Raw genomic sequence first — 12,670 nt, forward strand, 5'->3', positions numbered from 1 at the left:
CTGTAAAATAAAAACACCTGCTTTGAGTTGGCCAGACAGGACCTAGGTCACGCCTGCAACCAGTACGACCTTTTCCTCATGGACACTGCCGAGCAGGATCACTGCGCGGCCGAGTTTGTTTTTCAGCTGATCGACCAGCGCCAGCAGCGCCTTGCCGTCCTGACCATCCAGACGTGCGGCCAGAACCTTCACGCCTTTGACGTCGACTGCCGAGTTCGACAGATCGTCGCCCGCGGCGCTGGCGGCCTTGGCCTGCAACTGCTCGAGTTGCTTTTCCAGCGCGCGGTTGCGCTCCAGCACAGCCGACAGCTTGTCGATCAGATTGTCGCGGCTGCCCTTGACCAGGTTGGCCGCTTCCTTGAGTTGTTCTTCAGCAGCGTTCAAGTAGGCCAGTGCCGCAGCACCGGTGACTGCTTCGATACGACGCACGCCCGATGCCACACCGCCTTCACTGATGATTTTCAGCAGGCCGATGTCGCCGGTACGGTTGGCGTGGATACCGCCACACAGCTCGACGGAGAAATCGCCGCCCATGCTCAGCACGCGCACGCTGTCGCCGTACTTCTCGCCGAACAGCGCCATCGCGCCTTTCTGCTTGGCGGTTTCGATGTCGGTCTCTTCGGTTTCAACCGCGGAGTTCTTGCGGATCTCGGCGTTGACGATGTCTTCCAGCGCCTTGATCTGCTCAGGCTTGATCGCTTCAAAGTGGCTGAAGTCGAAGCGCAGACGCTGGCTATCCACCAACGAACCCTTCTGCTGAACGTGCTCGCCCAGTACCTGACGCAGCGCAGCGTGCAACAAGTGCGTGGCCGAGTGGTTCAGCGAAGTCGCGTGACGCACCTCGGCATCGACGTGGGTTTCCACTGGCGCGCCAATGGTCAGGCTGCCGGAATCCAGCACGCCGTGGTGCAGGAACGCGCCGCCGGTCTTGGTGGTATCACGGACGTCGAAACGTGCGCTACCCGCTTGAAGGAAACCGCAGTCGCCGATCTGGCCGCCGGATTCAGCGTAGAACGGCGTCTGGTTCAGCACGATCACCGCCTCTTCGCCTTCATTCAAGACGTCGACCGACTGGCCATCTTTATAGATGGCGACGATTTTTGCCGAACCACTGGTGTCTTTGTAGCCGGTGAACTCGGTGGCCACATCAACCTTGACCAGGGTGTTGTAGTCCAGACCGAACGAGCTGGCGGAACGCGCACGAACACGCTGGGCTTCCATTTCACGTTCAAAGCCGACCTCGTCGACGGTCAGGCCGCGCTCGCGAGCGATGTCAGCCGTAAGATCCATCGGGAAACCGTAGGTGTCGTAGAGTTTGAACACCACGTCGCCCGGCACTACGGTGCCTTTGAGTTCCAGCAGATCCTGTTCGAGGATCTTCAGGCCGTGCTCCAGGGTCTTGGAGAACTGCTCTTCTTCAGCCTTGAGTACGCGCTCGATGTTGCTCTGCTGCTTCTGCAGTTCCGGGAAGGCTTCGCCCATCTCGGCGACCAGCGCAGCCACGATCTTGTAGAAGAAGCTGCCGGTAGCGCCCAGCTTGTTGCCGTGACGGCAGGCGCGACGAATGATCCGACGCAGCACGTAGCCGCGACCTTCGTTGGACGGCAGCACGCCGTCGGCGATCAGGAAACCGCAGGAACGGATGTGGTCGGACACCACTTTCAGCGACGACTGGTCGCCATTTTCGCAGCCGATCGCTTCAGCCGAGGCTTTGAGCAGGTTCTTGAACAGGTCAATGTCGTAGTTGGAATTGACGTGCTGCATCACCGCACTGATCCGCTCCAGGCCCATGCCGGTGTCGACCGACGGCGCTGGCAACGGATGCAACACGCCATCGGCGGTGCGGTTGAACTGCATGAACACGTTGTTCCAGATCTCGATGTAACGGTCGCCGTCTTCTTCCGGCGAACCCGGTGGGCCGCCCCAGATGTGGTCGCCGTGATCGTAGAAAATCTCGGTGCACGGGCCGCACGGGCCGGTATCGCCCATGGTCCAGAAGTTGTCGGACGCGTAAGGCGCACCTTTGTTGTCGCCGATGCGGATCATGCGCTCCACCGGCACGCCGATTTCTTTGGTCCAGATGTCATACGCTTCGTCGTCGGAGGCGTAGACGGTGACCCAGAGTTTTTCCTTCGGCAGTTTCAGAACGCCGGTCAGGAAGGTCCAGGCGAAGGTAATCGCGTCGTGCTTGAAATAGTCACCGAAGCTGAAGTTACCGAGCATTTCGAAGAAGGTGTGGTGACGAGCGGTATAACCGACGTTTTCCAGGTCGCTGTTCTTGCCACCGGCACGCACGCACTTCTGGCTACTGGTTGCGCGGGTGTACGCGCGCTTTTCCTGGCCCAGGAAGCAGTCCTTGAACTGGTTCATCCCCGCGTTGGTGAACAGCAGGGTTGGGTCGTTGCCCGGAATCAAAGAGCTGGAGGCTACACGGGTGTGGCCTTGCTCTTCGAAGAAGCGAAGGAAGGCTTCACGGATTTCTGCGCTTTTCATTAGGTTCTTCCACGGAGGCTGCGGCCAAAGGCCTGTACGAAACGTCAACAGACGAAACGACGGCAAAGGGCCGCATTATATCGGCCCTTCGCGCGGGGTACAGCGTGTTTATACGATAGTAACGGTCAATTGGACGGCTAACGCTGTCACTTGCGCGAAAACTCGACGAATGTCGCGATCACTTGCTCGATTTGCGAGCGACTGACGTCCATGTGCGTGACCATGCGCAAGCGCGCCGCGGCGCTCAACTTGATCCCGCGTTCGGCGGCAAACGCCTTGAGCGCTTCAGCCTGATCGCCCATTTGCACGTAAACCATGTTGGTCTGCACCGGCTCGACGCTGAACCCGGCTTCGCGCAAGCCTTCGGCCAAAAACTGCGCGTTGGCATGGTCATCCGCCAGGCGCTCGACGTGGTGATCCAGCGCATACAGCCCCGCCGCTGCCAGCAACCCGGCCTGACGCATGCCGCCGCCGACCATTTTGCGCAGGCGGCGGGCCTTGCCAATCAGTTGCTCAGTGCCACACAGCACCGAACCGACCGGCGCGCCAAGGCCTTTGGACAGGCACACGGACACCGAATCAAAGTACTGAGTGATTTCCCGTGCATCGACGCCCAGCTTGACCGCGGCGTTGTAAAGGCGCGCGCCGTCGAGATGCAGTTGCAAGCCTTTATCCTGAGTGAAGCGGCGCGCTCGGGCCAGATACTCCAGCGGCAGCACTTTACCCTGCATGGTGTTTTCCAGCGCCAGCAGCCGGGTACGGGCGAAGTGGAAGTCATCGAGCTTGATCGCCGCAGCGACCTGATCCAGGTCCAGCGAACCGTCGGCCTGCAACTCCAGCGGTTGCGGCTGGATCGAACCGAGTACCGCCGCGCCACCGCCTTCGTACTTATAGGTGTGCGCCTGCTGGCCGACGATGTATTCGTCGCCACGTTCGCAGTGCGCCATCAGTCCCAGCAGATTGCTCATGGTGCCGGTCGGCACGAACAGCGCGGCGGCGAAACCCAGACGCTTTGCCAATTCCGCCTCCAGACGATTGACCGTCGGATCTTCGCCGTACACATCGTCACCGGTGGCCGCCGCAGTCATCGCGTCGAGCATGGCAGGAGTCGGTTGGGTGACGGTGTCGCTGCGAAGATCGATAACGCTCATGAACCTGGCCTCGGAGTCAGCAGGGGAAATCCCTTTTCGAAGGTGAATTACTGCGGTCATGGCGCGGATTAATCAACCCTTGAGCGAGTAAAAAGGCACTTATTCCTTGAGAGGGCACAACCCTGTGGGAACGCCGCCCGGAACAAGCCCGCTCCCACATGGTTCTGTGCAAGGCCGGAAAATATGTGATAAAAACGCTGCGCCGCCCGACAAAGGGCGGCAAAAACGTTCTCAGGGCGGGGTGCAATTCCCCACCGGCGGTAATTGCGCGCAATGCGCATAGCCCGCGAGCGCTTGGCGACGCGCACGGCAAAGGCTGTGATCGGCGACAAGGTCAGCAGACCCGGTGTGATTCCGGGGCCGACGGTCATAGTCCGGATGAAGAGAGAACGGGATTGACGCCAAAGGGCCGCCTGCGCACTGCTGTGCTCGCGCGTACCCTTGAATCCCTTTCGATTCATAACGCCCTGTTTTTCACACAAACAGGAGTCAGAACATGCAACCCACCGCTATCGACAGCAAAAGCAAACACCCTCACGGCGAGCGCGTTGCGTTCATCCAGGCCTGCTGGCACAAGGAAATCGTCGACCAGAGCCGTAAGGGCTTCGTCGCCGAAATGCTCGCTCAGGGTTATCAGGAATCGGACATCGACTTCTTCGAAGTCGGCGGCGCCTTTGAAATGCCTCTGCACGCCAAGTTGCTGGCCAAGACCGGTCGTTACGCCGGTATCGTCGCCGCAGCCCTGGTGGTGGACGGCGGTATCTACCGTCACGAGTTCGTCGCCCAGTCAGTGGTCAGCGGCCTGATGCAGGTGCAGCTGGAAACCGAAGTGCCGGTGTTCTCGGTGTCCCTGACCCCGCACCACTTCCATGCCGGTGACGAACATCAGAAGTTCTTCTTCGAACACTTCGTGCACAAGGGTCAGGAAGCGGCGCGCACTTGCGCGGATACGTTGCAGAAGGTTCGTGCGTTGCGTCGCACAGAGCCGCGAGCTGTAGCGGTCTGATAGCCCATGAGTGAGGCTTTTGGTCTCACTCATTCCCCTGTGGGAGCGAGCTTGCTCGCGAAAGCGGACTGACAGCCAACTCAAATGTTGTATGCCAGATTGCATTCGCGAGCAAGCTCGCTCCCACAGGGTCATATATCAGACCGAAAATCGGGTCAGGCGAGATGTTCGTCGGTGGTCGGTACGATCAGGATGCCCGCACGCAAGCCGTTCTTGACCTTGGGATTAGGGAAAATGATCCGCGCGCCCTCTTCCTCGATGATCCAGCGGGTATTGGCCAGGTCTTCGGCCAGCACATAACCCACATCCAGCTCGGAAAAGTTTTCGATGTCCGCCGGCAGGTTCAGGCGGAACGCATCGCTGTGCTTGATGATTTCCCGGGCGACGCTGAACAGCTGCAAACCATCCAGCCCCTCTGCCGCCAGATCCGGCTCATTGCCCTCGATGATCTGCTTCAGGCGGGTTTCCAGCCGCGACACATCCACCCCTTCGTTCTGTCCGAACGGTCGCGCCTTGCCCAATTCCAGAGTGAAAGCCTCGGCGCCGAGCTTGTCGTAGGTGTACGAGCTGAAGACGATCGACGGTTTGTTCTGCAGCAGCACCGCTTCCATCCCGGCGGCACGCAGACGTGCCAGTTCGCGGCGCGAATGCTGACGACCGTCCTTCCATGGGTACAGCGCGAACTGCTCGATCTTCGAACCACGAATGGCGGTGTGCAGGTCGTAGTGCAAACGCTGACGGTCCGGCAGGCTGAAGAAACTTGCCGCCAGGCGTTCCAGCTCACAGGCGCGGATGGCTTCGGAACCGCTGGTTTGTTCATGACGGCCGTTGAACAGCCGATTGACGTCCTGCTCGACGAAGCGCTCGCCCTTGCGGATCGCTTCCGGGTTGCCGAACAGGAACAGAATGCGTGCGCGCGGCTTCAGATCGCCGCGAGCGATGTCATGCAGCAGCCGGTCGAGCAACTCGATCGGCGCTGTTTCATTGCCGTGGATGCCTGCCGACAGCAGCAGGTCCAGGCCATTGTCGCGCGCTTCGGGTGGCCGCACTTCCAGCGCACCCTCGCTCAACCAGCGCATGCGCACGCCTTCGACAGTCAGTTGAGTCTTCTCCGCCGGTTCGCGGCCGGCGAGGGTCAGTTCAAGCAGTTTGCCGAGGGCGAGCATAGAGCGGTTTCCTTAGTGATCGTGGTTGCAATCCGGGCCGTGCACGTGGTCTTCGTCGCCGACTTCAGCCGGTTCCATTTCCAGTTGCAGACTTACCAGATTAGTTGCCAATGGGCGCAGCAGCAGGTTGGCGTACTCTTCGTCGCCTTCTTCGACATCCACGCCGATCAACAGTTGGCCACGGCCGTCCTGCTGGATCCACAGCTCTCTGCCTTGCCACATGACCGCGACGCGGGTGCAGGAAGTTTCCAGTTGCTTGCCGTCGGTGTCTTCAAGGATCAGCTGCAGGGAATCGCTCATGTTTTTACTCTCTTGGGGAGACAAGCCGCGCGCCGTGTTCAGGCAACGCGCCGGCCATCAATTGATCTGGAAGGGATAAACCGCGCCCAGTTTAAGGATTTGCGTCAGTTCATCCAGTGCCGTCCGGCATTCAAGCAGCAACTGCGGGTCCGCCAGATCGCTTTCGCTCAGGCGGTCGCGGTAGTGCTTTTCAACCCATGCGGTCAACGAACCGTACAACGGGGCCGTCATGATAACCCCTGGGTTGACGGCCGCCAGCTCGGTTTCGTTGAGCGCGACGCGCAGTCGCAGGCACGCCGGGCCACCGCCGTTCTGCATGCTTTGCTTGAGGTCGAAGACTTTGACTTCACGGATCAGGCCGCCGGAGCTGGTCAGACCTTGCAGGTAGTTCCACACGCGCTCGTTGCCCCGGCATTCTTCCGGCACGATCAGCAGCATCGAGCCATCCGGACGCGACAGCAACTGACTGTTGAACAGATAGGAGCGCACCGCGTCGTCGACGGTGACCGCCGAACGCGGCACGCAGACCGACTGGAACTTGCCGCCAACCTTGGCCAGTTTGCCCTGCAGCTCGGCCAGCATCTGCTCGGTGTCGAGGAACGCGTCCTCATGATAGAACAGCACCTCGCCGTTACCCACCGCGATCACGTCGTTGTGGAACACGCCTTGGTCGATCACCGCCGGGTTCTGCTGGGCGTAAACCACGCCCTCGTCACGCAGACCGTGCAGCCGCGCTACCGCTTGCGACGCTTCCAGGGTCTGGCGCGCCGGGTACTTCTGCGGCGCCGGGTAACGGGTGTCGAACGCACTGCGCCCGAACACGAAGAACTCGACGCCGGCCTCGCCGTATTCACGGCAGAAACGCGTGTGGTTGGCCGCGCCTTCGTCACCGAACTGCGCCACCGCCGGCAACGCGGGGTGGTGGGCGAAGTGCTGTTGATCGGCGAACATCGCGCCGAGCACGCGGCTGGTGGTCGGGTGTTCGATGCTGCGGTGGTATTTGCAATTGAGGTTGGCGGCGGTGAAATGCACACGACCATCAGCGGTGTCGGCACTCGGGCTGACGGTGGCGGCGTTGGCCACCCACATGCTCGATGCCGAGCAACTGGCAACCAGCAACGGCATGGCTTCTTTCGCGGCGCGCTCGATCACTTGCGCGTCGGTGCCGCTGAAACCCAGACGGCGCAACGCGGCCACGTCCGGACGCTCCTGCGGCGCCAGCACGCCTTGCTGAAAGCCCATTTCCATCAGCGCTTTCATTTTCGCCAGACCTTGCAGCGCCGCTTCTTTCGGGTTCGAAGACTGCTGGCTGTTGCTCTGGGACGCAACGTTGCCGTAGGACAGACCACCGTAGTTATGGGTCGGCCCCACTAGACCGTCAAAATTGACTTCATAGGATTTCATCAGCGAGGCTCCACGAGAATCTGTTGTTATAGGCTTCAGTAACTATTCTTTAAGACCGCGGCGCGGCCATCGCTGGCAAGCCAGCTCCCACAGTGATCGCGTCGTACACAAAATGTGTGAACGCCTGCGATCCTGTGGGAGCTGGCTTGCCAGCGATAGGCATCACGCCATTTTCACGCCAGGCGTCAGGGCCGCCGGCAGCGTCAGGCTCGGCGTTTCCAGCGAGGCCACCGGGTATGCGCAGTAATCCGCCGCGTAGTAGGCGCTGGCGCGATGGTTGCCCGAAGCGCCGACACCGCCGAACGGCGCGCTGCTCGCGGCACCGGTCAGCTGTTTGTTCCAGTTGACGATACCGGCGCGGCTTTCCAGCCAGAACTGCTGATAACGATCTTCGGAATCCGACAGCAAACCAGCCGCCAGGCCATAAGCGGTGTCGTTGGCCTCAGCGATCGCCGCAGCAAAATCGGCGTAGCGAATCACTTGCAGCAACGGGCCGAACAGTTCTTCGTCTGGACGCTCAGCCACGGCGGTCACATCCAGAATGCCCGGAGTCAGCAACGCCGATTGCGCTTGCGGCTGAGTCATCGCCAACAGCGACACCGCGCCGTTAGCCAACAGATGTTCTTGAGCGTCCATCAGCGCTTTCGCCGCGCCAAGGGAAATCACCGAGCCCATGAACGGCGCCGGCTGCTGATCGAACGCACCGACTTCGATGGTCGCGCTGACTTCCACCAGACGCTTGAGCAGGCTGTCGCCCCACGCGCCTTGCGGCACCAGCAGACGACGGGCACAGGTGCAGCGCTGACCGGCGGAGATGAAAGCCGACTGAATGATCGTGTACACCGCTGCGTCCAGATCAGCCACTTCATCAACTACCAGCGGATTGTTGCCGCCCATTTCCAGCGCAAGAATCTTGTCCGGACGCCCGGCAAATTGCTGATGCAGGTGATTGCCGGTGCGGCTGGAACCGGTGAAGAACAGACCGTCGATGCCCGGGTTCGCCGCCAGCGCGATACCGGTTTCGCGAGCGCCTTGCAGCAGGTTCAACACGCCGGCCGGCAGACCGGCTTCGATCCAGCACTTGACCGTCAGCTCGGCGACTTTCGGCGTCAGCTCGCTTGGCTTGAACAGCACGCTGTTACCGGCCAGCAGCGCCGGCACGATGTGGCCGTTCGGCAAATGGCCGGGGAAGTTGTAAGGGCCGAATACCGCCACCACACCATGTGGCTTGTGGCGCAGTACGGCGGTGGCGTCGCCCAGCGGGCCGCTCTTCTCGCCGGTACGTTCGCGGTAGCTCTGCACCGAGATCGCGATCTTGTTGACCATGCTGGTGACTTCGGTCGCGGCTTCCCACAACGGTTTGCCGGTTTCCTCACCGATGGTGCGGGCCAGTTCGTCACTGTGGTTTTTCAGGGTGGCGGCGAAGGCTTCGAGCACGCTGATGCGCTCGTCCAGCGAACGCCGCGCCCATCCCGGAAAGGCCTGACGCGCTGCCTGCACGGCGGACTCGACCTGAGCGGCAGTCGCACCCTCCCCCGACCACAGCACTTGCTGGGTCACCGGGTTCAGCGACTGAAAGGCTTCACCCTGACCGGCCAGCCATTCACCTGCGATGTATAGCGAATTCATTATTTCGACTCCCGAGCAGCGGACAACGCTACGGCGCGCACTTGATCACCGGCGTTGAGTTGAAGACGTTTGGCGGTCAGCGGATCGACCACCAGCGTGCCGGCAGCCAGACGGGCCGGCGCAGCAGTGATGCGGCAGTCTTCGCGCTTGCGGTTATGGATGATGAACGGCGTGGCGTCATCGCCCGGCGTACCAATCGCCAGCACCAGCGCTTCGCTGTCGCGGACTGCGCGGATCTTGCTGGTTTCGCATTCGATGGCCGGGCCGGCGTCGAAGATATCGACGTAGCCTTGATAGCTGAAACCTTCGCTCTTGAGCATCGCCAGCGCCGGCTCGGTGTCGGGGTGTACTTGACCGATGACGTTGCGCGCATCCGGCGACAGGAAGCAGGTGTACAGCGGGAACTTCGGCATCAGTTCGGCGATGAACGCCTTGTTGCCAACGCCGGTCAGGTAATCGGCCTGGCTGAATTCCATCTTGAAGAAGTGCCGACCGAGGCTTTCCCAGAACGGCGAACGACCCGCCTCATCGGAGACGCCACGCATCTCGGCGATGATCTTGTTGCCGAACAGCTCCGGGAACTCGGCGATGAACAGCATGCGCGCCTTGGACAGCATGCGGCCGTTCAGACCGCTGCGGTAATCGGCGTGCAGGAACAGCGAGCACAGCTCGGAGTTGCCGGTCAGGTCGTTGGCGAGGAACAGCGTCGGAATCTCGCGATAGATGTTCAGCTCTTGCGAGGCGCTGACGGTCAGGCCGACGCGGAAGTTGTACCACGGCTCGCGCATGCCCACGGCACCGGCGATGGCGGAAATCCCCACCACGCGACCGTTGTCGTCTTCGAGCACGAACAGGTAGTCCGCATCGCCGCGGCCGGCTTCGCCGCGAAAGGTCTTCTCGGCCCAGCCGACCCGGTGAGTCAGGCGTTCTTCGTTGGCCGGCAAGGTGGTCAGGCCGGTGCCGGTGCTGCGGGCCAGGTCGATCAGCGCGGATAAATCGCTGCTGCGTACGGGACGAACAATCATGCTATCTCCTCAAACGGGCCGCCTTCGCCACCCGTGAAACTCGCTAAGGCGTTAAACCGCCACCAGGCGCACGCTGGCACCTTCACCGACGCCCAGGGCTTCGGCTGCTTCCAGATCCAGGGTCACCGGTTTGCCCGGCGCGTAATCCAGTTCCAGCAGCACCGCGCGGTAATCCTGCAACTGCGCGTTGGCCACCAGATACTGGCGCCCGGCACCTTTGACCGGCTCGCCGATCTTCACCGGCACCACGCGGCTCTGGGCGATCGAACGGATCCCCGAAACACGCGCATGCAGGGTCGGGCCACCGTCGAAAATGTCGATGTAGTGATCGGTCTCGAAGCCTTCGCGCATCAGGATGTCGAAGGTGATCTGCGCACGCGGGTGCACCTGGCCCATCGCTTCCTGAGCGGAATCCGGCAGCAGCGGCACGTAGATCGGGTAATGCGGCATCAGTTCGGCGAGGAACGTGCGGCTCTTCAGGCCACACAGACGCTCGGCCTCGGCGTAGTTGAGGTCGAAGAAGTTGCGACCGATTGCGTCCCAGAATGGCGAGTCGCCGTTTTCGTCGCTGTAGCCGACGATCTCGGTCACCACCGAATCGGCGAAACGCTCCGGATGGCTGGCGACGAACAGCAAGCGGCCACGGGAGTTGAGCTCGGCCCACGGCGACCCCACCAGCTCACGCTGCACGTAGAAACTGGTCAGCAAGCTGTTGCCGGTCAGGTCGTGGCATTGCGAGAGCACGTGGATCTTGTTGTGGATCTTCAGCTCGCGGGAGGCGTGGACGAAGGTCTCGTTGCGGAAGCTGTAGAACGGCTCCGAGTAACCGGCCGAGGCAACGATCGCCGAGCAGCCGACCAGTTTGCCGGTGGCGGTGTCTTCGAGGACGAAGAAGTAGCTCTCTTCACCGTTGAAACTCACTTCGGCGGCAAACGAGGCTTCGCTCGCAGCGATCTTGTCGCTCAGACGTTCCACGTCATCCGGCAAGGAAGTGACACCAATCGGACTGTCCGCAGCCAGACGCTGTACCTCGCCCAGATCAGCCATTTGCGCAGGGCGCATCACCAGCATGGTGTCACTCCTTTCTCTTATAAATTTACAGAAGAAAAAACACCGGACCTTGTAGGAGTGAGCCTGCTCGCGATTGCGGTCTGTCAGAAACCAATGAGTCGACTGACATACCGCAATCGCGAGCAGGCTCACTCCTACAGTGGATCGGGTCCGGCATAAAATTTTGATCGACGCCCGAGAAACTCAGGCGCCGAAGGGTCTATCAGGCTTGCGTCAGTGCAGCAGCCGCGCGTTCGAAGCGGTCCAGACCGGCATCGATATCGGCGTCTTCCACCACCAGACTCGGGGCGAAACGGATCACGTCCGGGCCGGCCTGCAGAATCATCAGGCCTTCTTTTTCGGCGGCGTTGAAGATGTCCTTGGCCTTGCCTTTCCAGGCATCGCTCAGCACGCAACCGATCAACAGACCGAGGCCACGCACCTGAGTGAAAAGGCCGTATTTCTCACCGATCTGCTGCAGGCGGGTCTTGAACTTGTCGTGCTTGGCGTTGACGCCGTTCAGCACTTCAGGGGTGTTGATCACGTCGATCACCGCTTCGGCGACAGCACACGCCAGCGGGTTGCCGCCGTAAGTAGTGCCGTGGGTGCCGACGACCAGATGTTTGGCCAGCGCTTCAGTGGTCAGCATCGCGGCGATCGGGAAACCACCGCCCAGGCTCTTGGCGCTGGTCAGGATGTCCGGGGTCACGCCGTAATGCTGGTAGGCGAACAGGTGACCGGTACGGCCCATGCCGGTCTGCACTTCGTCGAACACCAGCAGCGCGTTGTGCGCGTCGCACAGTTCACGGGCACCTTGCAGGTAAGCCAGTTCGGCCGGCAGCACACCGCCCTCGCCCTGGATCGGTTCGAGCACGACCGCACAGGTCTTGTCGGAAACCGCCGCTTTCAGCGCGGCCAGATCGTTGTAAGGAACGTGAGTGATACCGGTGATTTTCGGACCGAAACCGTCGGAGTACTTCGACTGGCCACCGACGTTGACGGTGAACAGGGTACGACCGTGGAAGCTGTTGAGCGCGGCGATGATCTCGTACTTCTCGCTGCCGAAACGGTCGAACGCCACGCGACGGGCCAGCTTGAACGCGGCCTCGTTGGCCTCGGCGCCGGAGTTGCAGAAGAACACGCGCTCGGCGAACGTGGCGTCGATCAGCTTGTGCGCCAGGCGCAGGGCCGGCTCGTTGGTGAACACGTTGGATACGTGCCACAGCTTGTTCGCCTGCTCGGTCAAGGCACCGACCAGCGCCGGGTGCGCATGGCCCAATACGTTTACGGCAATCCCGCCGGCGAAGTCGATCAGCTCGCGACCGCTCTGGTCCCAGACGCGGGAACCGGCGCCACGCACCGGAATGAAAGCGGCAGGCGCGTAGTTGGGAACCATTACCTGGTCGAAATCGGCGCGTTGTACCGCAGCGTGCTCAACGGACATCG

General features: G+C 61.4%; 9 protein-coding genes, 1 pseudogene and 1 riboswitch. Of the genes and pseudogenes, 1 reads left to right on the forward strand and 9 read right to left on the reverse strand.

The window, feature by feature from the left end; all coding sequences use genetic code 11:
* Both alaS and ltaE read right to left on the reverse strand, forming a co-directional pair.
* Positions 1–2,493: pseudogene (alaS, locus tag ACIP8I_RS19160) on the reverse strand (alanine--tRNA ligase); the annotation flags it as partial.
* Positions 2,494–2,639: 146 nt separating this feature from the next.
* Positions 2,640–3,644 carry a low-specificity L-threonine aldolase gene (gene ltaE / locus ACIP8I_RS19165; RefSeq protein WP_400763049.1) on the reverse strand — a complete coding sequence of 335 codons (1,005 nt, stop codon included), beginning with the start codon at positions 3,642–3,644 and terminating at the stop codon, positions 2,640–2,642.
* 223 nt (positions 3,645–3,867) lie between these two features.
* Positions 3,868–4,039: riboswitch (FMN riboswitch) on the forward strand.
* Between the two features lie 101 nt (positions 4,040–4,140).
* Between ltaE and ACIP8I_RS19170 the strand changes: the two genes are divergently transcribed.
* Positions 4,141–4,650 carry a 6,7-dimethyl-8-ribityllumazine synthase gene (locus ACIP8I_RS19170; RefSeq protein ID WP_400763051.1) on the forward strand — a complete coding sequence of 170 codons (510 nt, stop codon included), beginning with the start codon at positions 4,141–4,143 and terminating at the stop codon, positions 4,648–4,650.
* A 155-nt stretch (positions 4,651–4,805) separates the two neighbouring features.
* Here the strand turns inward: ACIP8I_RS19170 and astE are convergent, their stop codons facing one another.
* The 7 genes from astE to ACIP8I_RS19205 form a co-directional block, all read right to left on the reverse strand.
* Positions 4,806–5,816 carry a succinylglutamate desuccinylase gene (gene astE / locus ACIP8I_RS19175; protein ID WP_007963089.1) on the reverse strand — a complete coding sequence of 337 codons (1,011 nt, stop codon included), beginning with the start codon at positions 5,814–5,816 and terminating at the stop codon, positions 4,806–4,808.
* 12 nt (positions 5,817–5,828) lie between these two features.
* Positions 5,829–6,116, reverse strand: a complete 288-nt coding sequence (locus ACIP8I_RS19180; protein WP_367085429.1) for a topoisomerase II — start codon at positions 6,114–6,116, stop codon at positions 5,829–5,831.
* 57 nt (positions 6,117–6,173) lie between these two features.
* On the reverse strand, positions 6,174–7,520 hold the full coding sequence (gene astB / locus ACIP8I_RS19185) for an N-succinylarginine dihydrolase (protein ID WP_400763053.1): 1,347 nt from the start codon (positions 7,518–7,520) through the stop codon (positions 6,174–6,176).
* Between the two features lie 162 nt (positions 7,521–7,682).
* Positions 7,683–9,152, reverse strand: coding sequence for a succinylglutamate-semialdehyde dehydrogenase (astD, locus tag ACIP8I_RS19190; RefSeq protein WP_400763150.1), 1,470 nt, complete (start codon positions 9,150–9,152; stop codon positions 7,683–7,685).
* Positions 9,149–10,174: an arginine N-succinyltransferase gene (gene astA / locus ACIP8I_RS19195; protein ID WP_007963095.1), complete on the reverse strand. Its 1,026-nt coding sequence runs from the start codon at positions 10,172–10,174 to the stop codon at positions 9,149–9,151. Before astA ends, astD begins: the two co-directional genes overlap by 4 nt.
* A 51-nt stretch (positions 10,175–10,225) precedes the next feature.
* Positions 10,226–11,245 carry an arginine/ornithine succinyltransferase subunit alpha gene (gene aruF / locus ACIP8I_RS19200; protein WP_025112905.1) on the reverse strand — a complete coding sequence of 340 codons (1,020 nt, stop codon included), beginning with the start codon at positions 11,243–11,245 and terminating at the stop codon, positions 10,226–10,228.
* Between the two features lie 202 nt (positions 11,246–11,447).
* Positions 11,448–12,668 carry an aspartate aminotransferase family protein gene (locus ACIP8I_RS19205; RefSeq protein ID WP_400763056.1) on the reverse strand — a complete coding sequence of 407 codons (1,221 nt, stop codon included), beginning with the start codon at positions 12,666–12,668 and terminating at the stop codon, positions 11,448–11,450.
* Positions 12,669–12,670 lie beyond the last annotated feature (2 nt).

Source organism: Pseudomonas sp. NPDC088414, assembly GCF_044753325.1.
Taxonomy (GTDB): Bacteria; Pseudomonadota; Gammaproteobacteria; order Pseudomonadales; family Pseudomonadaceae; genus Aquipseudomonas.